At 34.1% G+C, this 23,224-nt stretch carries 23 protein-coding genes; 6 read left to right on the forward strand and 17 right to left on the reverse strand.

What is annotated here, in order from left to right; genetic code table 11:
- Positions 1 to 27 precede the first annotated feature (27 nt).
- From AAIE21_RS20070 to AAIE21_RS20110, 9 genes are all read right to left on the reverse strand, one after another.
- Positions 28 to 405, reverse strand: coding sequence for an MmcQ/YjbR family DNA-binding protein (locus AAIE21_RS20070; RefSeq protein WP_343268535.1), 378 nt, complete (start codon positions 403 to 405; stop codon positions 28 to 30).
- A 63-nt stretch (positions 406 to 468) separates the two neighbouring features.
- Entirely contained in the window at positions 469 to 885 is a 417-nt protein-coding gene (locus tag AAIE21_RS20075) for a GNAT family N-acetyltransferase (protein WP_343268405.1), read from the reverse strand.
- 131 nt (positions 886 to 1,016) lie between these two features.
- A complete protein-coding gene (locus AAIE21_RS20080; RefSeq protein ID WP_343268406.1) occupies positions 1,017 to 1,796 on the reverse strand; it encodes a serine hydrolase in 780 nt (259 codons plus the stop codon).
- 89 nt (positions 1,797 to 1,885) lie between these two features.
- Positions 1,886 to 2,227 carry a DUF952 domain-containing protein gene (locus tag AAIE21_RS20085; RefSeq protein ID WP_343268407.1) on the reverse strand — a complete coding sequence of 114 codons (342 nt, stop codon included), beginning with the start codon at positions 2,225 to 2,227 and terminating at the stop codon, positions 1,886 to 1,888.
- An 81-nt stretch (positions 2,228 to 2,308) separates the two neighbouring features.
- Entirely contained in the window at positions 2,309 to 4,405 is a 2,097-nt protein-coding gene (locus AAIE21_RS20090; protein ID WP_343268408.1) for a HelD family protein, read from the reverse strand.
- A 173-nt stretch (positions 4,406 to 4,578) separates the two neighbouring features.
- The gene (locus AAIE21_RS20095) at positions 4,579 to 6,663 is read right to left on the reverse strand and encodes a TerD family protein (protein WP_343268409.1); all 2,085 of its coding nucleotides are present in this window, start codon (positions 6,661 to 6,663) and stop codon (positions 4,579 to 4,581) included.
- Between the two features lie 279 nt (positions 6,664 to 6,942).
- Entirely contained in the window at positions 6,943 to 7,332 is a 390-nt protein-coding gene (locus tag AAIE21_RS20100; protein ID WP_343268410.1) for a gamma-glutamylcyclotransferase family protein, read from the reverse strand.
- A gap of 23 nt (positions 7,333 to 7,355) precedes the next feature.
- Entirely contained in the window at positions 7,356 to 9,473 is a 2,118-nt protein-coding gene (gene recQ, locus AAIE21_RS20105; protein ID WP_343268411.1) for a DNA helicase RecQ, read from the reverse strand.
- Between the two features lie 49 nt (positions 9,474 to 9,522).
- Complete coding sequence (locus tag AAIE21_RS20110; protein WP_343268412.1) at positions 9,523 to 10,437, reverse strand: LysR family transcriptional regulator; 915 nt, start codon at positions 10,435 to 10,437, stop codon at positions 9,523 to 9,525.
- 133 nt (positions 10,438 to 10,570) lie between these two features.
- On the opposite strand from AAIE21_RS20110, the gene AAIE21_RS20115 reads away from it, so the two are divergent.
- Both AAIE21_RS20115 and AAIE21_RS20120 read left to right on the forward strand, forming a co-directional pair.
- Positions 10,571 to 11,833, forward strand: a complete 1,263-nt coding sequence (locus AAIE21_RS20115; protein ID WP_343268413.1) for an APC family permease — start codon at positions 10,571 to 10,573, stop codon at positions 11,831 to 11,833.
- A gap of 1,076 nt (positions 11,834 to 12,909) precedes the next feature.
- Positions 12,910 to 13,269 carry a cytoplasmic protein gene (locus tag AAIE21_RS20120; protein ID WP_343268414.1) on the forward strand — a complete coding sequence of 120 codons (360 nt, stop codon included), beginning with the start codon at positions 12,910 to 12,912 and terminating at the stop codon, positions 13,267 to 13,269.
- 41 nt (positions 13,270 to 13,310) lie between these two features.
- Here the strand turns inward: AAIE21_RS20120 and AAIE21_RS20125 are convergent, their stop codons facing one another.
- The 3 genes from AAIE21_RS20125 to ppaC all read right to left on the reverse strand — a co-directional run bounded on the left by AAIE21_RS20125 (position 13,311) and on the right by ppaC (position 15,416).
- Positions 13,311 to 13,694, reverse strand: a complete 384-nt coding sequence (locus AAIE21_RS20125; RefSeq protein ID WP_343268415.1) for a hypothetical protein — start codon at positions 13,692 to 13,694, stop codon at positions 13,311 to 13,313.
- A 96-nt stretch (positions 13,695 to 13,790) separates the two neighbouring features.
- Complete coding sequence (locus tag AAIE21_RS20130) at positions 13,791 to 14,243, reverse strand: DUF6884 domain-containing protein (RefSeq protein WP_343268416.1); 453 nt, start codon at positions 14,241 to 14,243, stop codon at positions 13,791 to 13,793.
- 240 nt (positions 14,244 to 14,483) lie between these two features.
- The gene (ppaC, locus tag AAIE21_RS20135) at positions 14,484 to 15,416 is read right to left on the reverse strand and encodes a manganese-dependent inorganic pyrophosphatase (RefSeq protein WP_343268417.1); all 933 of its coding nucleotides are present in this window, start codon (positions 15,414 to 15,416) and stop codon (positions 14,484 to 14,486) included.
- A gap of 181 nt (positions 15,417 to 15,597) precedes the next feature.
- On the opposite strand from ppaC, the gene AAIE21_RS20140 reads away from it, so the two are divergent.
- Positions 15,598 to 16,404, forward strand: a complete 807-nt coding sequence (locus tag AAIE21_RS20140) for an alpha/beta fold hydrolase (RefSeq protein WP_343268418.1) — start codon at positions 15,598 to 15,600, stop codon at positions 16,402 to 16,404.
- Between the two features lie 210 nt (positions 16,405 to 16,614).
- On the opposite strand, the gene AAIE21_RS20145 is transcribed toward AAIE21_RS20140, so the two are convergent.
- The 3 genes from AAIE21_RS20145 to AAIE21_RS20155 form a co-directional block, all read right to left on the reverse strand.
- A complete protein-coding gene (locus AAIE21_RS20145; RefSeq protein WP_343268419.1) occupies positions 16,615 to 18,105 on the reverse strand; it encodes an alanine/glycine:cation symporter family protein in 1,491 nt (496 codons plus the stop codon).
- A 329-nt stretch (positions 18,106 to 18,434) separates the two neighbouring features.
- Entirely contained in the window at positions 18,435 to 18,743 is a 309-nt protein-coding gene (locus AAIE21_RS20150; protein WP_343268420.1) for a YxcD family protein, read from the reverse strand.
- Complete coding sequence (locus AAIE21_RS20155; protein ID WP_343268421.1) at positions 18,731 to 19,180, reverse strand: hypothetical protein; 450 nt, start codon at positions 19,178 to 19,180, stop codon at positions 18,731 to 18,733. Before AAIE21_RS20155 ends, AAIE21_RS20150 begins: the two co-directional genes overlap by 13 nt.
- 256 nt (positions 19,181 to 19,436) lie before the next feature.
- On the opposite strand from AAIE21_RS20155, the gene AAIE21_RS20160 reads away from it, so the two are divergent.
- Positions 19,437 to 20,201: a DUF1836 domain-containing protein gene (locus AAIE21_RS20160; RefSeq protein ID WP_343268422.1), complete on the forward strand. Its 765-nt coding sequence runs from the start codon at positions 19,437 to 19,439 to the stop codon at positions 20,199 to 20,201.
- Between the two features lie 65 nt (positions 20,202 to 20,266).
- On the opposite strand, the gene AAIE21_RS20165 is transcribed toward AAIE21_RS20160, so the two are convergent.
- Positions 20,267 to 20,953 carry a DUF421 domain-containing protein gene (locus tag AAIE21_RS20165; RefSeq protein WP_343268423.1) on the reverse strand — a complete coding sequence of 229 codons (687 nt, stop codon included), beginning with the start codon at positions 20,951 to 20,953 and terminating at the stop codon, positions 20,267 to 20,269.
- A 181-nt stretch (positions 20,954 to 21,134) separates the two neighbouring features.
- On the opposite strand from AAIE21_RS20165, the gene AAIE21_RS20170 reads away from it, so the two are divergent.
- Positions 21,135 to 21,308 (forward strand): hypothetical protein, encoded by a 174-nt coding sequence (locus AAIE21_RS20170; RefSeq protein WP_343268424.1) that lies wholly within the window; start codon positions 21,135 to 21,137, stop codon positions 21,306 to 21,308.
- A 216-nt stretch (positions 21,309 to 21,524) separates the two neighbouring features.
- Here the strand turns inward: AAIE21_RS20170 and AAIE21_RS20175 are convergent, their stop codons facing one another.
- The gene (locus AAIE21_RS20175; protein ID WP_343268425.1) at positions 21,525 to 22,679 is read right to left on the reverse strand and encodes an HD domain-containing protein; all 1,155 of its coding nucleotides are present in this window, start codon (positions 22,677 to 22,679) and stop codon (positions 21,525 to 21,527) included.
- 294 nt (positions 22,680 to 22,973) lie between these two features.
- Here AAIE21_RS20175 and AAIE21_RS20180 point away from each other — a divergent pair, with 294 nt between their 5' ends.
- Positions 22,974 to 23,198 carry a hypothetical protein gene (locus tag AAIE21_RS20180; RefSeq protein ID WP_343268426.1) on the forward strand — a complete coding sequence of 75 codons (225 nt, stop codon included), beginning with the start codon at positions 22,974 to 22,976 and terminating at the stop codon, positions 23,196 to 23,198.
- The last annotated feature ends 26 nt before the right edge of the window (positions 23,199 to 23,224 follow it).

Here is a 23,224-nt window from a genome sequence, read left to right on the forward strand (position 1 = left end):
TCATTTTCTTAATGGATAAGACATCGTTTATTTCTCTCCCAAAATCTCTTTCTGCTTCTTTTTTGAGAAAGATTGCAGAACTAAATTATAAGACCAATCTATCATTCTATTAATTTCGTCTTGACCTAACCCCTTATTTATGTAAACAGTATTCCAATGCTTTTTATTCATATGATAGCCAGGGATAATTGAATCTGGATATTCTTCTCGAATCCTCAATGCGACATTTGGATCGCATTTCAATGTAATCGCTGCTTTCTCCCCTTTTTCATGATTAACAATCGCAAATATTTTATTATGAATTCTCATACATGTTGCATTCCAACCGTCTGGAGAATCTTCCGTTGCTTTTCTTTTTGAAAGACAGTATGTACGTGTTGACTCCCTTTCTTTTTCACCTCTTATCTTCTAATGCATAGTTATAATTATCTTCTAACTAACAATTTACATAATATAATTATATTAAACTTATAAACGTTTCTCTAAAAAATGCTGACTATAACCTTTCGGATGATCTTCAACTACCCCAAACTCCCTGTAACCATGTTTCTTATAAAATTCAGGGGCTTGAAAACTAAATGAGTCAAGCAGTATCAATCTACATCCTTTTTCTCTTGCAATTTCTTCTATTTTATTTAATAGTTGACTACCATATCCTTCATGGCGTACTGACTCATCCACCCATAAAAAATCAATATGAAGATGATAAAAATACATCGTTCCTGTTATGCCGCCAAATATTTTGCCAGCATCGTCTTTTACTAGAAAGCTTACATACTCTAATGGGCTTTTTACTTCATCTGGTAGTACAGACATATTGTATTGAATTACTTTATTTTTTATATACTCATTTTCGTTTGGCGTGTACTGTTCAGTAATTTTCATATAATACTACTTCCTTTCCTATCAATGAAATAAGGACTAAAAGTTCTTTTATTTAAGAAACTTTTAGTCCACACTATTTAATTATCTTTATTTTTTCTAGCCAAAATACTAACAATAACAAATCCCTCTTCTTATATATGAATATATTTCATTTCTTTTCTAAAACACTCTTTATACAGACACCTTAAAACTTCCATTATTTTAGAATCAGCTTCTTGATTCTCATTACGATCGGGTAACTCCATTCCACCAATCACATAAAGTAATGGATTTTCATGAAATGTTCCTAGTATACCGACATTTATAAAAGCAGTAGGTAATCCACCTGTCATATGTGCCAAATGATAACTTGGTATTCCCTCATAGTTCCCTTGTTGTCTCACCATTCCATTTATAATTGGTTCCCATAATACCGGATTCGATTCATATCCTTGGAATATTTGAATTAAAAGTTTAAGAACTTGTTTTAATTTCCCAACGTTTTTCGCATCCCTTGGGTCTTTCGTAACATGAATCTTTGAAAAAGAACTTTGAATTCTCTTATTTACTTCTTCCCATCCCCCGCAAAAGCCCACAACTGATTGTGCAATAAAATTGTCATGACATGCAATCATTACTTCTACGGCAGTTCTTAATGTTAATACAGTTCTTTTTTGTAGATGTGGATATATTTCTTTACTATCCTCTTTATGACTAAATGCTATATTTTCGATTTCATCACTCCAGCGTATCTGTTTTTCTTCAACCATTTTAGCTACAGCAAATCCAATTGCAATTTTTGCTGCTGACGCTAATGGAACCAAAATGTCATCATTATATAAAGCGACAATATTTTGATTTTCTGCTGAATAAACAACGATACCTACCTGACCCGTTTTTATTTCTTTTATTTTCTTGATTACTTCCTCCATTTGTACGCCTCTTCTCGATTTCGTTTTATCCCTTTCAGTACTTCGATAATACGAATCGAAAATCCTTTTATAAGGTTAACAAATGTATTCTACTTTTTTTGTTCTAAATCTACTGGTAAAACATAGACGCCATTTTCTTTCTGAAGTTCTACTACTTTCACAATAGCATCAGCATTTACAGCTCCATATATATGTGGATAATTTTGACCATTCGACGCCAGTTCATATTTTATTTCCGCATGAACGAATTCTGGATTAATTACAAGTACAACTAGTTCTATGTCAGTACTAAAATGCTTTTCTGCAACTTCAAGCGATTGTTCTAAAAAAGAACAATGAATAAAGCCTTCTTTCGTAAGTGAGTCTTCAATTATTTCTCTTTTTACTTTCGCTACTTCCCATGCACTTTTTCTCATTATCTTTGTAATCATATTCAATCTCCTTCTTCCCTATTTATAAAAAAACAAGAGGACTTTCCTGCTTATTACTTGAAAATCCTCTTTAAACATCTACTATTTACTTTCATAAAACTCTTCTGATATTCCTTGGATTAAAGGTGATGCTTCCCCAGAATAGAAAATCCGTAAATCATGAAGAGATCTCGTACATCCAACATATAATAACTTTGCATCATGCTTTGTACCTTTATAATGTACTTCATCAACATCAATAAGAAGAACTGCATCAAATTCTAATCCTTTTGCTAAATAAACTGGTACAACTGAAATACCGCCTTCATATTTACTTTGATTTGCTTCAATGACATTGACAGTTATTCCTACAGCAGTTAGCTTCTCATATATATCACGGCACTCATCATCTGTTCTTCCTATTACAGCAATCGTCTTCACATTTTCTCGTTGCATTTTTTGTAGTGTTTGTACAATCTCCGCAAATTGGTCATCTGTAGAAATAACCTTTACTTTCTCACCGCTACGAAAAACAGGCGTTGCAAGCCCTACTGGAATGTCCGCGTTTTTAATGACTTCATTTGCAAACTCGATAATTTCTTTTGTAGATCGATAACTTCTCGTCAGTTCATAATAACCTGTTTCTTGAAATACTTCTCTAAAGTCATTCCAGTTTTCAATTCCTTGATAATCATATATCGCTTGCGATAAATCACCTAAAATCGTAAACGAGTTACCCATTGTAATTTCTTTTAATATATGAATTTGGAAGGGTGAAAAATCTTGCGCTTCATCAATCACAACATGGTGGAATTTTTGTCCGATTTCGATACCTGCCAATCGATGGTGAATATGAATAAGAGGTGCTAAATCTTCTACATACACTTCTTTTTTACGGCAATTCTTTTCTGTTTCTTGAACAAGTTCTTCTGGTAACACGTCCAGTATTTCTTTTTGCTTCATCATCGAACCGTAAAGTGACAATGGACTCATTTTAGGCCAAAATTTCATATAAGCATTTAATCTCTTGGTCGCCTCTTTTTTTAATGCCTTTTTCTCATTTGTTCCTTCAAACTTTTTAAGTTCAATCTCCATCCAACGTTTTATTCGGCCAACCAATCTTTCTCTACGCTTCATTAATGGATAGTGCTTATATTCCACTTGCAACCATTTTTTGATCTCTTCTACTGTAATAATAGCTTGATCCCATGCTTCAAAATCTTTTTCTGGCACTAAATTTTCTTCAAAGTGAATTATACTTTTTTCAATAAATCCCTTGAATTTCATCGTCCCTTTTAATTTACCAAGCATAACCTTGTTATCATCACGATTGATTGAAAAAGCTTCTTTCAATTTTTCTTCCGTATCTTTTAACTTCACCGCATCATCTAATGTGCGCAGTGCCCAATCTTGAAATGTTGTTTGCCTAATATTTCCGACGCCCAGTTCAGGAAGTACACTAGAAATATAATCTAAAAACAAACTGTTTGGTGCAAATACAATCATTCGTTCCGCCTCAAGCTGCTCACGATATTCGTAAATTAAAAAAGCAAGGCGATGTAAAGCGATTGTTGTTTTTCCGCTCCCTGCAACCCCTTGAATCAATAGTGGCAAGTTCTTCTCTGCACGAATAATATCATTTTGTTCAGATTGTATCGTCGAAACGATATCTTTTAATTTATTATCTTTATTCTCACCTAATCGATATAGAAGAAAATCATCTGCAAGAGATACATCTTCACTTCCTTTTACATATGTATCAACAACACGTTCTAGTTCTCTTTTACGAATGGCAATGTTTCTTTTTAAATACACATCACCTTCTACTAATCCATCTGGTGAATGATAAAAAGCCGGCTCTTCACCACCAGTAAATGAATAAAACATACTCGCAACAGGTGCACGCCAGTCAATAACAATTGGTTTCATCGTTTCTTCATCTGAAACACCGACTTTACCGATATAAATCGGATTTGGCTCTGACTGTCCATCTTCCTGAAAATCTAGTCGACCAAAGTATGGTTCTTGTACGCCAACACGTAAGTTTCTCCGACTTGACTCCCTCATACTCTCAAGGATTTGCTCTTTAAAATCCTCTCCATAATAAACCGGTACCTTTTCTAGTTTGTCTAGCTGCTCATCCATTGTAGATAAAGTATCTTTCATTCTCTGTAATTCTTCTTCAAATATAGTACTCATTGTGATGATTCCCTCCTGTCCGTTCGAAATTTTCAGTCGAAGTATAATTGTATAAAAAATACATTTATAAAGTCAATAGTTTAATTGGGAATTTTCTAAAATATAAAAGAGGCAAAGGGTGAATCCTTTGCCTCTTTTATAAAAATAATGTTTATCTGAATAAAACATATTTTTCATTTCATATATTCGGACATAATTGTACCATGTTGCAACATCGTTTCGGCCTCTACGGAAAACACTGTATCAGCATCTTCTTTCTTATCTACGAGAATACCACGAGCCTTTCCATGTAGAACGAATAAGTCATATAAATGTGGTTTCATTAAAGATGTTAAAGCTTTCCCCATTAATACAATTCCTTTCTCATTACCATCCACATTGTTCGCATACATCGGGTACTGTTTTAACTCGATATCAGCCCATATCATTTTATTTTCCTTTAAGTCAAAGATAATCGGGATTGAAATTGTCGAGTTACTTGTTAAATCTAAACGATCTATCACACTTCGTGGGTCAAATATTTCTCCTGACTGCGGTTTGCTTCGCAACATCCAGCCTGCAAAGCAGACTGGCAATTCTGCAAATAAATGTCCTGTAAAAGAAAAAACGTTCATTACAACATATCTTCCGCCACAATCTCGAATCGATTGTATATCTAAGTCTATGAATTCACATGCTCCTTTTGGCGCAGACGTAATATCCCCACTATGAGCACCTTGGAATAAATTTGATTTAAGAGCTGTATAATCAATATGCGTCATATAGTTCCAATCATCTCCGTATAAAACAGCTGATAAGTCAATATCTACACGACCCGTTTTCTTTCCATCCACTACCCCTTCGCTCCAATATAAAAAGAAACGAAGTGTATGACCATTCGCTATTGGTTCAACACTGCCTCGCACGAGTGTCCGCAAACTTTTACTCGCAGAACGTTGAGAAAACGGAACCAAATATTGTTTTAAATTTGGATCCACATATACTTTCCCTAACGAAGGAAGTGATTTAAAATGTGTACACAATGCTTCTTCAGTAATTTTTACTACCCGTTCGCATACATTCTCACTAAGTAGAGGAAGTGTATTTTCTCTTGCAAATACGTTTGCTATATTTCCTTTTGGAAAAAAGACACGCATCGGCTCTTGTACAACACGATTTTGAAAATGCGAGTGTATTTGCAGTAGAACGGGCGTGCTGATTTGAGTGGCTATTGCACTATATTGTGATAAAATTTCTTCTATATCACCTCGGCGCAAAAATTGATCTAACCGTCTTCCGAATTCACCAGGACGTGAAGCTAAAACTTGAGCAGCTTTTGTAATATCCCCTTCGTTTAATAATGCTTCTACTTCACTTCGGTACGTGTGAATTCGCATATCATTCACGACAACATGAAATGCCGCACAAGCTTTTGGATATCGTTTTTTATATTGAAAAGGGTGTAGTTCTTTTGCTACACGCTTCCACATCTCTCTATGACGAACCATATCTTCACTTGAATCTCCACATTTCTCAATGCAAGATAAAAATAGACGGCGTAATTTCCTTGGTATTCTTTGAAACTTTGTTGGAGTTGCTAAACTTACATCACCTTCACTGTATGCAACAATAAGCCGCAGTACATCTGTACATGTTTGTATGTAAGGAGTAAGTAGATCAAACGATACATCACGATATTTTACAAGCGTACTTAATACTACAGCTTTATTTTCATGGTGAGGAATTTCACTTGGCAATAATTCATAGTAATATTTATAGTTTGCTAATACTTCACTTATATCTTCTTTATCATCTTGGGATAAACTACTATTGGCAGCTATACGTTCTTTTATCGTGCTTAAAAAGCCTGAAAATGTTCCAAGTGACAATACTCGCAATTCATGTTTTTCTGCAAAAGGTGGTCGCTCTATCTTTATTGTGTCTGGTCTTAATCCAAACCAATAATGCAAAATCGCATTTATATAAAGCTTACTCTCCTCCTCATCCATCACCTCTTCTGGAAAATTCGGATAAAATGGTTTATATGTGACATGACTACCTACTCTCTCTTCTAATAGCGATAGTAGGTCTTGATACCACGGTAGAAACTCCTCTATCGCTAGTAATTGTATTGCCTGCAACAGCCTAGATGAAAAAGTAAAACCTAGGCTATGAATATTCTTCAGTGCACTAGCAAGTATTGGTGCAGGAAGTGACCTGTTCCCGTCCGGAAGCATTACTTTTGATTGTTTCAAATACATCTTGTTCCATTGTTTCAAGTTTCATCATCCTCTATATGTAAAAATAAAAAAATCAGGGACTAACTTTTTTGCCACTATTTGCAAAAAGCTGTTCCTGATTTTCAAAGTTAGTATGTAATATAAAATGCACAAGAAAGCCACACCCCTAATTTCCAAAGAGTGAATAGAAGGAAGGAGCGTGATGGCCTGTGCACATATAGTATACAAGATGCAAATTATTTTGCCAAGTAAAGATGCTTCCTGATTATTAGCTTTACGAAGGATTACTATGATTGAATCCTTCCTTTAACAATTTCGCTACATTTCTATTTCATGTTTATACTTTACCCAATCGCCAGAAGTGATTGGTTTCTGTAACATTTTTTTATTCTGTGCCGTATATACATATGCATGTACTTCTTTATTTTCAAAATTAATCAGTTGCGTAATTCTATTATACAAATCGCTCTTTGGATTCCCTGTATATTCTTCGAGTTCATCTAACTTTCGCAACACTTCATCATTGACTTCATATATTTCTCCATACACCTTTTCCTTTGCAGAAGAAATCATCGCAGGATATCCTTCATTTGTATCAAATAATCGGCCACATGTCCAAGCGAATTCAGCAACACATACTGATCCATATAAGTAATGCGCATTTGCTTGTTGTGTTCTTAATGTACCGTAAACAAATACATAGTGCATTTCCCTATCCCCTTAGCTCTTCTCTATTTTCTTATTTGTAAATAAGCTCGAATCATAAAGTAACTCACTTCATCTGGAAGTTGTTCTTTAATAGATTTCAATCCGCCTTCTGCGTTTTGTACTGCTGTTTCAATAAAAGATTCGTATTCTGCTGGAACGAAACTTGGCCAATCCACTTCCATTCCTTCTTCAAAGCAACGAATTAAATGATTTTCAACCGTTTGACGTGATAAGCCTCGTTCTTTCGCAATCGTATTTAATTCAGTTCCTTGTTTATACATTGCATATGTTTCTAAGTGAGAATTTGCTGATGCTTTTCCAGATTTTTTTCGTTCCGTAACAATTTCTGTTTTAATCGTATCAGCGTAATCAGGGTTTTGTTCGATAAAATGAATGACCGCTTGTAAAAAGTGAGAACCGTACTTCGCAAGTTTATGTTCCCCAATCCCCTTTACTTGTAAGAGTTCTGCATCGCTTTGCGGCATTTTTGCACACATATCTTTTAACGTTTGATCAGAGAAAATAACAAACGGTGGTACACCTTCTCCTTGTGCGATTTCTTTGCGCACTTCACGAAGTACTTCAAACAATGGGTGATCTTGGACAATTTGTCTTGTTTCCACTCTTTCTTTACGTAACACATTTTCATTTCCAAGTAATACTTCTTTCCCTTTCGCTGTTACTTTTAAGGTTGGATACGTCCCGTGTTCTACCGCAATACATTCTTCTGAAATTAAAAACTCAATAAACTCACTTACCTCTTTTACACTACGATTCGATAAAAGACCGTAAGTTGGTAACGTATGAAAATTAAATTCAATCACTTTTTTATTTTTTGATCCGGTCAACACTTGCGCAATCATTTGTTTTCCAAATCGTTGGTTTGTTCGAATCATACATGATAATACCATTTGTGATTCTCGCGTAACATCTATACTTTCACGTTCATCTGTACAATTCCCGCAGCGCCCACAATCTTCTTTCGGTTCTTCTCCAAAGTACTCTAGAATAAATGATTGTAGACATTGTTCTGTATGACAGTAATCTGTCATATGTTGTAGTTTTTCCAGTTCATTTGAGAAACGTGATTCCCCGGTAGACTGATCAATTAAAAAGCGCTGTACTTGTACATCCTGAGAAGAATATAACAAAATACACTCACTATCTAATCCATCACGACCAGCACGTCCTGCTTCTTGATAATAACTTTCCATGTTTTTTGGAAGTTGATAATGAATCACGTAACGAATGTTTGATTTATCGATTCCCATACCGAATGCAGATGTCGCTACCATGACACTTACTTCATCACGTAAAAATCGCTCTTGCTGTTCATTGCGATCATGATCACTCATTCCTGCATGATAACGTGCAACTGAAACGCCTGCTTTATATAAATCTTCATACAATTGATCCACAACTTTTCTTGTCGCTGCATAAATAATTCCAGATTCCTTTTTATTTTGACGAATATAATCTGCTAAATATGCATTTCTGTCCTGCCCTTTAATTACTGAAAATGATAAATTTTCCCTTTCAAAGGTTGTCATAATTGTATTCTCTTGATTAATTTCAAGAGCACGACAAATATCTTCACGCACTTGTGGCGTTGCAGTCGCAGTTAACGCAAGTACAAGCGGTTTTTCTGGAAGATAATCTAATATACGATGTATATGTAAATAACTTGGGCGGAAATCATGTCCCCACTGCGAAATACAGTGTGCTTCGTCAATTGCGATCATCGGTATCTTCATATCAATTAATTGATCTACAAATTCCATTGAATCAAGCCGCTCTGGCGCCACATATAGCAATTTATAATGACCTTGTTTTGCTAATTGAATTCGTTGGTTTGCTTCTGTAATTGAAATAGAACTATTAATATATGTAGCTGAGATTCCGTTTTGTACTAACGTATCTACTTGGTCCTTCATAAGGGAAATGAGCGGCGATATAACTAATGTCGTCCCCTCAAATACTAACGCCGGAATTTGATAACAAATCGATTTACCACCGCCTGTTGGCATAATACAAACGGTATCTTTTCCATCCAATACATTTTTAATTGTCTCATCTTGCCCTCTGCGGAATGATGGATAACCAAAATAGGACGCTAAAAGTTCTTGTGCTTTTGTAAACAAAAAAGATTCACCTGCTTTTCTTAGTCTTTCGTCTACTAGTATTATATCATTACTTAAAAGTCATTGTACTCTCTACTTCTCTCCATACCTTTGCGTGCTTACGTATAATCGTTAAAAACTCATGCAGGGCTGGAGAAAACCATTTGTTTTTATGATACGCAAGTTGCGTTGCAAACTTTGTTTCATTTGAAATAACAGCGTTTAATCTCTTATCTTTCCACTCTTGCTGGACCGTAATAATTGGTAATAAAGAAATCCCTAATCCGCACATTACACATTGTTTTATTGCCTCAATGCTCCAAAATTCAAATGTACTTTCATGTTGGATGCCTTGTTTTTGTAAATAATGTTCAAAGAATGCTCGGTAACTGCAATCACGTTCTGTATACAAAAAAGTTTCCTCTTGAGAAAATTGGACATTTTGCGAATCTGTTTGTCTCACAGTGTAATCTTTCGGAAAAACAAACGCCATTTGCTCCATAACAAGTTGTTCGATATATAAATCCTCTTCACGGCGCTCGGTGTCTAAGAGGAAAGCAATATCTATATTTCCACTCTTTAAATCATTTCGCAATTCCCAACACGTTGAAGCTTTTAATGTGATTTTTACTTTTGGATACTTCTTTTTATATTCATGAAGAATAGAGGGCAGTCGGTAAATTGTTAATGACTCTGGAGCACCAATTACAATTTTTCCAGTAATCTCATTATCCACACTTGGGATTTGTTTTGCTTTCTCAGACAAAGCAATCATTTCATTTGCATAAGGCAGTAAATGCTTTCCTACATCTGTTAACACCATTTTTTTCCCTAACCGATTGAATAAAGGCTGTCCCATTTCTTGTTCAATTGCTTGAATATGCCCTGTTACAGTAGATTGTGCATATCCTAAATAATCGGCTGCTCTTGTATATCCTCCTAACTCAACAATCGTTTTAAAAGTTTTCAAATGTCGAATCTCCACTTCAATCTCCCCATTCTAACATCATGATTTCCGATTATTAACTTCATATATATCTATTTTACTGATAGATATACTCCAATTACAATAAAAGAAACGCAATATTTTAACTTTTCAAAAGGAGATGTATGTAAATATGAGAAAGAAAAAATTAGGGCCTGTACTTCTCAGTGGTTTAATTATTGGTCCAATTTTAGGATCAGGAATCATTTTACTCCCCCCACTTATTTACAAAACAACTGGAGATTATGCCATTATCGCTTGGCTACTTATTATGGGAGTTGGATTTCTTTTTGCTTCCTTGTTTGGTAAGTTAAGCATTCACTTCCCTAGTGAATCTGGAGTTGCACATGCAGTAGATCAAGCTTTTGGACCTTCTATGAAACAATTAACTGCTATTTTCTTTATCATAGCAGGATGTCTAGGACCTACGGCTGTTCTTATGACAGCCAGTCAATATATCGCTGCTTTATTTCCACACTTTAATGTTCCGTTAGAGGGAATTGGTTTTCTTTTAATGAGCCTTTGTGTATTGATTTTATTATTAGATATATCATCTATTGGAAAAATATCATTTGTATTTTCAACAGCTGCAACCGTTCTTTTACTAAGCGGTGGAATTCGTTCTATCCCTCATTTCCGATCGGAACAGCTATTTCAAACATCTTTTTCTTTTGGAGATTTTGGATATAGTATTTTATTGCTCTTTTGGGCTTTAGTAGGTTGGGAGATTATTGGGAATTACAGTATGGATGTCAAAAACCGAAAGAAAACGATTCCGCAAGCAATTGCGATAAGTACACTTACTGTAACGATTGTTTGTCTTGTCGTAGCAAGCGCCACACAATGGATTGAAATTCCCAGTTCAAATCAAGAAGACTTACGAATAACAGCCATATTAACTACTTTATTTGGAGAGTTTGCTATTCCTCTTATTGCCTTTATTACTACTGTACTTTGCATGAGTACATATTTATTGGTTGTTGGCGGTGTCTCACGGCTCATCGCTTCTGAGGCAAAATATATAAAGAAATTATCTAAACTTTCCTATCGTACAAAATCGAATGTACCAATCATTTCTTTACTGTTATTAATAAGTATACATACTACTGTATTCATCTGCCTGTATAACCATCTTATTACAGTTGAACAAATCGTAGCCATTGCAAATGCTTTCTTTATCTGTAATGCCATTTGTGGAATCTTTGCAGCATATAAATTATTACCAGGTCTCTTTAACAAAGTTCTTTCTTTAAGTTTAATTGTCTGTTTCCTTATCATTCTCTCTTTCTCTTCCATCTGGATTTTAATAAGTATTGGAATACTAGTTGCTTTCTATGGATTACAGTACTTCAAAAACAGACCAAATACTTATGAAAAGGAAATTTCAATACGATAATGAAAAGAAAAGATTCTCATTAAAACGATTTCGCACACAAATTACACATTCATTTTCATAATATATCTGCATCAAATTAAGGGAGGTTTATTTATGAAACGTAACAATAATCTAATTGGTTTTCGTTCTTCAAATAAACAACTCAAAGTTCCTAATTGCGATGATTGGAAATATGAATCTCTTTATAAATATCGACCTTTATTCTCATATAGGAAGCTTTTCACATCTCTTTTCAATCTCTTTTTCAAGAATACAAAACGTTGATATCGTTCATTATTCACTATACATTTGAGATAATGAATGACTATTTATCATCCAATATGTTTAATAAAAGGTTGTATCGTTTCACCTTAAATTCCTTTTATACAAAGTTTCTCAACATGTAACCTATAGACTTCATTCATCACAATTGGTAGCATGTAAGTAATCTGTTGAACTAAAACCCTTCTTACGACCTGCTTTGTACTTGCAGGTCATTTTCATTGTATTATTCAATATACAAGTAGTGCAAAACATTATAATAAAGAAATTTGATATAAATAAAGCCAATATAAATTACAGTTTCATTTTTTCTCAATACACAAAATTAATTTCATTTGTTACGATAAAGGTACTCCAGATGGGTTATTGCTCATCAACATTATCTAGCCAAAGAGACCTGCTGCGGGAAGTAGGTCTCTTTGACTTTGGTTGAAAGATTTCTTATATAATCCGCACTAGACCTCCATTAATTTGGACACATTTACCAGGTTTCTTTCCAAGAAGTTCATGTTACGATTACTTTGTCGAGTTCGACATTCTCGACAATACCCTTATGAAGCCCTGCAACTTCCCTTGCAGGGCTTCATTTCTTTTATATTCACTTTATTAACATCTACTTCAACTAAATTTCCTACAATTTACTCCAGACTATTTTTTTAAAAATTCTATATAAATCCAACCCTATACTATTTTTATCTTCTAGAAATCCCTTAATAATATTTACAGTAATCTTTTACCATATGTCTTACCACTTTACATTTAACATATATCGATATATTTTATTAATATCTTTTTTATTTGTAGGAGGAAACGTATTGATTAACGCACTAGGTCTCGCTTTTATTCTTTCTAATAAGCCTGAAAAAAAGAAAAAAGTTTATCTTAATGATAGATTTGCACTAATAGACATTATTGAATCTAAAGATGTATATGATTCTGAAGGTAACCCACTAGTAGAGCTAACATGTAAATATAGTATTTATTTGGATGAAAAATACTATTGTAAATCTCTCGAAGACTACACTGGACAAGTATTTCCTTTCCTAAGTGCAAAAGTTGGAAAAGGTCTTATTAGAAATTTAAATTATCATTTTTCATATGTTGATGTATACGATAAAAAACCACCAGTTAAAGAGATAAGAAAACTTATGGAGCAAGTAATAAGTTATAAATAAAAGGGGGATTTCTACAGCCCCTTTTTTTCATGAACGAATTATTAATCTTCATCTCGATATGTTAATTCAGCTAAAAATTCTTCTAGTGACTCACTATGTAAAAGTGGCTCCCACTCGCCTACTCCATGTTCAGCTGTATACACTGGAAAATTAACATCTTTTACATCAACAAAAAATGGATCACCCATTAATTCTTCATATCCAATAACAAACCAGCTTTCTTTCCAATCTCCTTCTTCATTTCCAATAAGAGATTCATTCTCTACCCCTCCTACACGATAACCTAATTGTCCTTCTTCAAACTCATCTCTAGAAAATATGTAAACAGGCATCATTTCATCAGTAATATCTAAGATTTCTACCTCATGAGTTTTTAACCGATCAAGCATACATAGTAATTTATCAATTTCATTTTTGTAGGACATTTTACTATCTCCTTATCCAGCTTTTCTTTTTTATAAGCCTATATTCTAACGATACGCAACACTTGTATGTAAAGTATCAATCGAGGTTTTTAACTTTTACTGAATCTCGTTATGATTTTCAACCGCACACTTCAACTTCTGCAACATATATCCAATCCCTTTACAGCCTTCTAATGGATACGAAATACTTTCTTCCGGATATAACTTTGTCACTACTTTTTTATGCTTCTTTCCTGCAAGTAAAACAATTTCATCAAATTCTAGCAGCCCTTTATCAATCATCTGCTTTTTTAATTGTTCTATACCAATAATCTCATCGCTTTTCGAGTCGAAAGCAAGATCATAGTTTTCTTTCACTATATCAGTCGGTCGTAAAAAGCCATGCTTTGCCGATAAAATAACCCAGTGTGTAAAAAACTGAGAAGCATATGCTTGGCACGCTTTTCCGAATGGACTAGTGTATACATTTTTCGCTTCTGTTGGTCCCTTATCAGGGTATTTGTCCCAAATTTTCTTTTTTCCACATGGAATAATACATAATCTATTCATTATTACCTTTTTACCTCTTTTCTCCTTCAATCCCCTATAATCTACTTCATAATAAAACATATCAGTTTTCATCCATAGATAAAAATATCAGTTTTTACTTTTCTTCCTACCCAAGTTCTATTTTTCCTAAATGAAATATGAAAAGAACAGACCTTAATATCCGAAATTTTATCCTTCCTAAAAACAAAAAAGAACAAGCAGACTGTACATCTGCTTGTTCTTTTACATCCAAAGTTACTCTTATAGAGCTTGGAACGTTTCTGTTAATACAGGAACGATTTGTTTTTTACGAGATACAACACCTTTTAATGTAGCAGTGTTGTTTTCTAATGATACGTTGTAAGCTTTCTCAACAGCTTGTACTGATTTACCGATAGCAAGACCAACAGAATCGTTCGTTAAGATATCAGTTACAACGAATAAGAATAGGTCTAAACCTTTTTCTTCTACTACTGCAGAGATTACTTTTTCTAATTCTGCTTGGTGTACAAGAACGTCGTTTGTATCAACAGCGTTTACTTGTGCAATTTCAACTTTTGCATCGCCCATTTGGAATTCTTTTGCATCAAGAGAAATTAATTGCTCCATCGTTTTACCGCTTAAATCTGCACCAGCTTTTAACATTTCTAAACCGTAGCTGTCTGCGTCAACACCAGCGATTTCCGCTAATTCACGAGCTGCAGCTACGTCTTGTTCTGTGCAAGTTGGAGATTTAAATAATAAAGAATCTGAGATAATTGCAGATAACATTAAACCTGCAACTTCTTTACGAATTGCAACGCCATTTTCTTTGTACATTTTGTTTAAGATTGTAGCTGTACAACCAACTGGCTCACAACGGTAGTATAAAGGATCGCTTGTCTCAAAGTTAGCAATACGGTGATGATCGATAACTTCTAACACACGAACAGATTCGATATCGTTAGCACTTTGTTGACGTTCGTTATGGTCAACTAAAATAACGTTTTCCACTTCGTTTGCTACTGTCTCAACAAAACGCGGTCCTTCTACTTTGAAATGATCTAACGCAAATTGAGTTTCACCGCTGATTTCACCTAAACGTACAGGCTCAGCATTCATTCCTAATTCTTTTTTCAACTCTGCATAAGCAATTGCAGAACAAATTGCATCTGTATCTGGGTTTTTATGCCCGAAAACTAGTACTTTTTCCATGATTTCCACCTCTTCATGAAAAGGATATCTTAAAGAAGCAAATATGACAATATTTTAAACACATTTTTTATAAATAAAATCAAGTTTTTATCATATTTACAAAAAAACATCTCTCTTTTCTTATATAAGAGGAAAAAAGTTTGAAAAAACGAATAAAATCATGAAAAGGAGGTTTATTATTATGCCTATTATAAAGCTTGAAAATGGTGTGGAATTATACTATGAAGAGCAAGGAAAAGGTACGCCTGTTCTTTTTATTCACGGTGTTTGGATGAGCAGCCGTTTTTTTCATAAACAAATCCCTTATTTTAGTGAAAAATATCGTGCGATTTCAATTGATTTACGAAGTCACGGGCGCTCTCCACATATTGAAAATGGGCATACAATTGCAAACTACGCCCAAGATGTACATGATTTTATAGAAAGTTTATCTTTAAAAGATGTTATCTTAGTCGGTTGGTCAATGGGAGCATTTGTTATATGGGAATATATAAAACAATTTGGAGAGGAAAATATTAAAGCTTCTGTTATTGTAGATGAACTTGCATCAGATTTTAAATGGCCTGATTTTCCCATCGGTGCCTTTGATTTCCCAACGCTTATACATTTCATGAGAGAAGTTCAAACAAATCAAACTGAATTTCTAAAGGGATTTATTCCTCTCATGTTTAAAAACCCCCTTTCTACAGAAGATGCAACTTGGATGCTTGAAGAGGTAACAAAAGTCCCAGCATCTATTGCGAGCGCTATTTTGTTTGATCAATCTGTTGTGGATTACCGTGAAGAATTAAAGACAATTACCAAACCAACTTTACTTTGCTTCGGCAGAGAAGAAAAATTAATTCCAGTGGCTGCGGGAGAACATTTACATGAACAGATTACTAATTCCCAACTTGTTATTTTCGAAAACAGCTGTCATTGTCCGTTCTTAGAAGAAGCTGATCATTTTAACAGTGTGTTACACTCTTTTATTCAATCACTTTCATAGTTGGAATTTCATTGCAATCGTCCAAGCGCCATCTGTTTGTACAGTAAATACATGTATACCATTTTTTTCGTTATATCGGCATTACCTATTCCAGTGAATATCAATGAATTTTTTATCAGTTATGAAAAAAATCCAACGCAAAGAGAACAAAGGTGAACAAACCTTTGTTCTCGATTTTTAATCAACTTAAAACAGAAAGAATTTTCAGAATTAAAATTTTACACTTTGATCAATCGTAACTTTTTCCTTACTATTTTTTCTTTCTAGTTCTTTGCATTTTTCTTCCCAAAATTCAATGTCTTCAAATCCTGCTTTTCTTGGATCAAACACCGGATCCTTCCCTTCTTTTTTCTGATTTTCATAATCCTTCAACACTTTTAAAGCCGGTTTTGTTAAAAGTAAAATTGCGAGAAGGTTAAGCCAAGCCATACTTCCTATCCCTAAATCACCAAGATTCCATAAAAAAGAAGTAGATTCGACACTTCCGATATAAACCATAATTAAGAAAACAACCTTTAATACTGCCTTTAACCAATGCAACTTCATTTTATGATCAAGATAAACGAGTGTAGTTTCTGCAATATAGTAGTAGGCTAATAGCGTTGTAAACGCAAAGAAAAAAATAGCTATCGATATAAACAATGGGCCAAAACCTGGTAATGCAGTTTCAACAGCTTGCTGTGTATAGATAGGACCTGCTTCAACACTTCCCATATTTTGAACAATTGGAGCTTTCCCTTCTGGTATGACATTGTACATCCCCGTAATCAAGATCATAAGCGCTGTTGCTGTACAAACTACAATCGTATCAATATAAACAGAAAACGCTTGTACTAACCCTTGTTTAGCTGGATGTGATACTTCAGCTGCCGCAGAACTATACGTTGCTTCTCCTACACCTGCGACATTGGAAAACACAGCTCTTTTTACTCCCCAAGCAATCGCTGCACCTACAATCCCTCCAAAAGCTTGATCCATCCCGAGTGCACTAGAGAAAATAAGGGCAAACATACTAGGAATTTCAGTAATATTTGCAAATAATACAATACACGTTACGATTACATATCCGATTGCCATAAAAGGTACAAGAGTTTGTGAAACGCCGGCAATTCTTTTAACACCACCAAAAATAATAGCTGCAAGTAATACTACCAATAAAATACCTGTAATATTTTTACCTACACTTGAGGAGTTTTCAAATGCAACCGCAATACTACTTGATTGAATTCCCGGTAATAAAATGCCATATGAAAGAGTAACAACAATTGCCACAAGTACAGCGAACCACTTTAACTTTAGACCTTTTTCTATAAAGTAAGGTGTCCCGCCTCGGTACTCATTTCCCACTTTACTTTTGTATAATTGAGAAAGAGTCGATTCGACAAAAGCGCTCGCTCCCCCTAATAAAGCCATGACCCACATCCAAAAAACAGCTCCTGGACCTCCAAAAGCAATCGCTGTTGCGACACCCGCAATGTTTCCGATTCCGACACGCCCTGATAAAGCTAAACAAAAAGCTTGAAAAGATGATATCCCTGTCTCTGAAGTCTTCCCTTCAAACAATAACTTGATCATCTCTTTAAAGTACCTAATTTGCAAAAAACGAGTAACAATCGAAAAAAATACCCCTGCTCCTAACGCGAAAATGACTAGCCCAATACTCCAAACTTGTCCAACTAACCATTCTACCAATTTCTCCATCCAATCCCCCCTAAATAATTTCACCATTTCATCATGCAATTCACATACCAACTCATGATAAATCTTTGCATACTTAGGGATGCCTATTTGTGAGACAGAATATTTTTACACATCCGTGTAAACTTTTTTTGAATTTTTATTACTTTTTTACATATATGTTTAAGTATTGTTTTCTTCAAAATTCAGAAAAGAGCCCCCATATAGATGCAGATTGATTAATAATTATCTTTAAACAAAAAGCAAAGGCATTCACCTTTGCTTACTTTTCCTTTCTTTTAAAAATCTACATAAAAAGAGCTGCCGAGATTACTCTCAACAACTCCTTTTCACTACTCATCCGAATTATTTAAATTCGCTAATGCGAAAATACCTTCTTCATCATCTAACTCAAGCTGTAATCTTACCGCAAATGGATTGACACTGTATTCCCTATCAAGCCATAAGCGAAGTGCTTCAATTAAGTTTGCTTGAATTAATATTTGTTTGCGACCATTTACTTCTACTTCCGCAGAAAAACCATAGTCATCATCATACATCAATTCAGCTAATACCTCTTCTGGGCCAACTTGACGCTTTTCAGCGATATATACACATAGCGCATTTATCAGCTCTTGTTCCGAAATTTTTATCGTCTCCATGTTGCTTCTTCCGCCTGTTTCTTACGTTGGTTTTTAAAGTATTTAAATGCTCGGATCGCTAACATTACGATACCAGCCATTACTAACATGTTTACCATGAATGCTAATACAGAACCAAGTGCTCCCATGTTCGCGAATAAACTTCCCATTAGTAAGCCACCAAGACCACCAAGTAATAAACCTTTCATAAAGCTTCCTTTATTACTTTTTGGTGCTGTGTTTGATGCTTTTGTTTTTGTATCAGGATTTGTTTTCTGTGCATTTACATTGGAATCTTTTTTGTTTAAATCAACTTTTGACTTTTGACCTGAACTTGGTGTAAATGATTTTTTACCAGATTTGTAACTTTTCGCTGCTGCATGATCTACGAAAACAAAGCTGCTAGCCCCAAAAACGACCATTAATGCAGTCATTACTGTAACGAGTTTTTTCAACATAGTATATCCATTCTCCTTTTACTATAGATATATATTAAATCTATCTTTCTTTAAAATAAGAATGATAGATTTATTTTAAAGACAATTAAAAAGTTCTTATGAACTCATTATATGAACTTTTATTAAAATTAGCAAGTATTATTTATTCATGACAATTTAATGAAACAGGAAAAATTAAGCAAAACAGAATTGACTTTAAACGAAACAAAACATATTATATGGTCATAAGAACTTTTTAAATTTTGGAGGTGAAAAGATGGAAACATTTCATCTCACACGAAACGAAATGGCAACGCTCCTTCTTTCTCTAAGAGGATGGAATACAAAAAAGCCTCTTGGTATTTTACAAGAAGCTTGGGCAAAGTCACATAAAAAAGATATTGAAAGCGGACAAAGTGTTACAGCTTTTATTACAACCGCTCTTTCACCTATTTTTGAAAAACTGATTAAAATTGAAGATACAGATATCGGTTTTTCTTTAAATGAGATTGTCGCGCTTGGTAATCAAATTGAAAATACCAGTTTTTCTGTAACAGCTATGCAAAACTGGGTAAAACGAGATATAAAAGAAATGATTGGTTCACCGCAAAAAGGAAAGAAATACTCAATTGAACAAGCAGCACTACTATTCATTGTAGAAGATTTAAAAACCGCACTGGACTTTGAATCCATACGTAAGTTATTAAGGCTGATTGTAAATGACCCAGCCGATCGTAGTGATGATTTAATTAATCCTGTTCATTTATACGTCGCTTATTCCTCATTATTTGAAGAATTGAATCAAGGTGGCTGTTTACAATTAAACGCAACTGATACCATTCACACAATTGAAAATACTGTAAAAGAAAAAGCCGATAAAATCGCAAGCAAGTTTGATCAAATCAATAACGAACAACGAGAAGCCATTCGGAATGCGATTATTATCGCAACGCTTTCTGTGCATACGGCATATGTACAAATGTTAGCAAAGCGCTATGTATCCGCAACATTATTTTTACAAAACTTAGATGTGAAACCATAAAAAATAGGAGCATACAATGCTCCTATTTTTTATTATACGAGGGTATAAACAGCAATCTCAAACCACTATATTTTACAATCGAAAGTTTGAACGAATAATCCATCTCCTTCTAACCATTCTGCAATAAATACATGTTTATACGCAGTAACCCCCTGTTTTTTCAGTTCATATTTTATCCATTGTTCATCTCTTCCAAGATCACTTAGTTCATCCTGTAATACTTCTCCATCTCTAATAATTGTTACAGGCACATGAACAGACGTTCTCGGAAGATTGAAGTCCTCTTGCGTTGTCTTTTGATAAGCTGACTTTTTCAATATACTAAGCGAACCATTTGCTTCTAAATAACAATATGCCACCTCACGCATTGAAAAAGTTTCGGATTGTCGTAATAAACTTTGAAGCTGATTTAAGTTCATACGACTTTTTTTGAGCTGATCGCGATTTACTATCCCATTTCGAATTAACACCGCCGGTTTCCCTTCAAAAAATCCGCGCATTTTTAAAAACTTTTGCCCAAAAATTTCAACCCCAAACAATAAAGTTCCCCATAAACACATGGAATAGATAACATATCGCACTCCGACCTTATCATCATATAACGCATTCCCTAGTAACTCTCCTAAAACAATCGCCGCAATAAATGTGAATGGTGTAGCTTGATTTATTATTTTTTTACCAAGTACTTTTATAAGGACAAATAAAAGAAAAAATCCAGTTATTAATTCTAGTGTTAAATAAGACAGCTTCATCACTAATATCTCCTAACAATTGATGTTAGTACAATTTTGTCCTATTCTTTAAATTTTATTGATTTCACCAAAATATGATATTTCCAAATGGAATGGAAAAAAAAGTAATCCTAAATACTACATAGTATCCTCTTTCCAAGTAAATATTAATGGCAGTTTGATAAAAAGGAGGAAACATTTCATGAAAAAGAAAAAATATTTATTTGCCCTAATGGCTACAGTTTTATCAACAGGATTATTATTTGGTTGCAATAATGGTGTGGATGAACAAGAACCAGATCCAACAGAAGAGCCTTCTGAACAAAAACAGCAAGATGAAAGACAAAATGAAAATAATACAAACAACAATCAATAATTGATTATCGTAATACAAAGGCCACAGATAAATTTTTCATACATTAAACATAGAATTATTAATATACATCCCTTTCCAATATTAGGATGACACATGTTAGAAAAATGTATTTGAATTTATCCATAATTGTTATTGCTAGTAACAGATCATATCGATTTTTAGAATCACTTTTCCATGTCTCTACGAGATCATAAAAAAATAGGAGCACTTTTGCCCCTATTTTTTTATGGTTATTCTATCTTTTTCCAAAAAATAAATATGTTCTTTTAACGGCAGGCTAGCTATTTCTCTAATATAATTTGAGCTGTGCATAATATCATATAGACCATCATCTTTTTGTACAAAGATACCACCTGTGTAAGAGCTGTAATTTTTCTTTTCAATGATAACGTCTAAAATTGAAACATCTTCTCTATTCATTTTAGCGTTAAGCGGCTTACCTTCCATCCATTGTAGACTACTGGATGAGGAAAGATAGAGATGTGCTAAAGCTGCTGCCTCTGTGTCTTTATTCATTGAGAGTATTTTTATCTCATTGTAAATGGTCTCGTCATTTAAAATTAAGAAATCTATTAGAAGTCGTTCTCCTTCCTGCTTATTAAAGAACACTTTTAAATCAGAAGTAACAAATGGAATCTTTTCTTCTTGCATTATGCGGAAAATCTCTCGTAATAACAAATCTTTCCCAACAACAAAAGGATGTCCAAATCCTGTATCGTATAGATTTTTCTTCACTTTCACTAAATGCTCAATATACGGAATTCCTTCTTCTTCCATAACTAATCGATCATCCACAAAGCGCAGCGTCAATATAAGGTTATCAATTGAGACTGGTTCCAGCTGCAATGATGAATAATATAAATCCCTGTTCCAATAATCTAGTTGATCAATGCCAAGCCATGAATACATAATTTCTTCAATAACTTGAAATTCCCCTTCTCCTTTTAGCACCTTCACAACATCTTCTAACAAGTTTGGAATTCTGTTTAAGATGCCACGAATTTGTTCGTCTTCTTCAATAATCTTTATTGTCCACTCACCATGATCTTCTCCAGAAATTTTTTGAAAACAATGTGAAAAAGGCCCATGTCCAATATCGTGTAACAGTGCAGCAACAGTTGCCACCTTCTTATCATGCTCAGAAATTCTAATATCTCCAATAGAAGTAAGATGGTTTATTACTTTATTCATTAATTCATATACGCCTAAAGAATGTCCGAATCTTGTATGTACAGCACTAGGATGTAGGAAATAAGTATTTCCTTGTTGTTTAATTGACGATAATCTCCGAAAAGCATTTGTATTTATTAAATCTAAAATTTTTGTATCTTGAATATGGATTGCTTTATAAATAGGGTCTGTAAATTTCATATAAACCTCCCAAAGATAAAGTGAAACTTTAATCAGTGGGGGGTCTTCATCCCCCACTAATTATTAGTTGAACGAATCGGGCTCTTACTGCCCGCAAATAGCGGGATAAATTCAATTATATATTATATGAATTTTCCGTCATTTTAACAAGGGGCATTCCATATAAATAACACTGTTTAAACATTACTTATAGATTAACAGATAATAAAATAGACACCCCTAAGAAATAAGCACCAGGATAAGCAACATTTAGCGCTCCACATCGTACATTACATTAAAAGGAGTGATACACATATGCCCTGGCAACAAAAAGTACAATATTTAATTGGTCAACCTGTCGGTGTTTCGCTAGTAAATGGTCAAGGAACCTCTGGAGTTTTATGCGGTGTGCATGGTGGACATATTTATTTGTATGAATACTTATATCAATCGCAATTCGCAATGAAACATTATGATTTTAGACAAATTCAAGATATACATCCATTTCCAAAGTGTCCACAACAAAATCCTTTATATTAAAAAACAGGAGCAGCTAAAAAAGCTGT

This window comes from Paenibacillus sp. 102, from assembly GCF_039549175.1.
GTDB lineage: Bacteria > Bacillota > Bacilli > Bacillales > Bacillaceae_G > Bacillus_A.

Excerpts from the sequence above, each read along its gene's own strand:
- AAIE21_RS20075 (WP_343268405.1), bottom strand. The coding sequence starts at position 885 with ATGAAAATTACTGAACAGTACACGCCAAACGAAAATGAGTATATAAAA.
- AAIE21_RS20080 (WP_343268406.1), bottom strand. The coding sequence starts at position 1,796 with ATGGAGGAAGTAATCAAGAAAATAAAAGAAATAAAAACGGGTCAGGTA.
- AAIE21_RS20085 (WP_343268407.1), bottom strand. The coding sequence starts at position 2,227 with ATGATTACAAAGATAATGAGAAAAAGTGCATGGGAAGTAGCGAAAGTA.
- AAIE21_RS20090 (WP_343268408.1), bottom strand. The coding sequence starts at position 4,405 with ATGAGTACTATATTTGAAGAAGAATTACAGAGAATGAAAGATACTTTA.
- AAIE21_RS20100 (WP_343268410.1), bottom strand. The coding sequence starts at position 7,332 with ATGCACTATGTATTTGTTTACGGTACATTAAGAACACAACAAGCAAAT.
- AAIE21_RS20115 (WP_343268413.1), top strand. The coding sequence starts at position 10,571 with ATGAGAAAGAAAAAATTAGGGCCTGTACTTCTCAGTGGTTTAATTATT.
- AAIE21_RS20125 (WP_343268415.1), bottom strand. The coding sequence starts at position 13,694 with ATGTCCTACAAAAATGAAATTGATAAATTACTATGTATGCTTGATCGG.
- AAIE21_RS20130 (WP_343268416.1), bottom strand. The coding sequence starts at position 14,243 with ATGAATAGATTATGTATTATTCCATGTGGAAAAAAGAAAATTTGGGAC.
- ppaC (WP_343268417.1), bottom strand. The coding sequence starts at position 15,416 with ATGGAAAAAGTACTAGTTTTCGGGCATAAAAACCCAGATACAGATGCA.
- AAIE21_RS20140 (WP_343268418.1), top strand. The coding sequence starts at position 15,598 with ATGCCTATTATAAAGCTTGAAAATGGTGTGGAATTATACTATGAAGAG.
- AAIE21_RS20145 (WP_343268419.1), bottom strand. The coding sequence starts at position 18,105 with ATGGAGAAATTGGTAGAATGGTTAGTTGGACAAGTTTGGAGTATTGGG.
- AAIE21_RS20150 (WP_343268420.1), bottom strand. The coding sequence starts at position 18,743 with ATGGAGACGATAAAAATTTCGGAACAAGAGCTGATAAATGCGCTATGT.
- AAIE21_RS20155 (WP_343268421.1), bottom strand. The coding sequence starts at position 19,180 with ATGTTGAAAAAACTCGTTACAGTAATGACTGCATTAATGGTCGTTTTT.
- AAIE21_RS20160 (WP_343268422.1), top strand. The coding sequence starts at position 19,437 with ATGGAAACATTTCATCTCACACGAAACGAAATGGCAACGCTCCTTCTT.
- AAIE21_RS20165 (WP_343268423.1), bottom strand. The coding sequence starts at position 20,953 with ATGAAGCTGTCTTATTTAACACTAGAATTAATAACTGGATTTTTTCTT.
- AAIE21_RS20170 (WP_343268424.1), top strand. The coding sequence starts at position 21,135 with ATGAAAAAGAAAAAATATTTATTTGCCCTAATGGCTACAGTTTTATCA.
- AAIE21_RS20175 (WP_343268425.1), bottom strand. The coding sequence starts at position 22,679 with ATGAAATTTACAGACCCTATTTATAAAGCAATCCATATTCAAGATACA.
- AAIE21_RS20180 (WP_343268426.1), top strand. The coding sequence starts at position 22,974 with ATGCCCTGGCAACAAAAAGTACAATATTTAATTGGTCAACCTGTCGGT.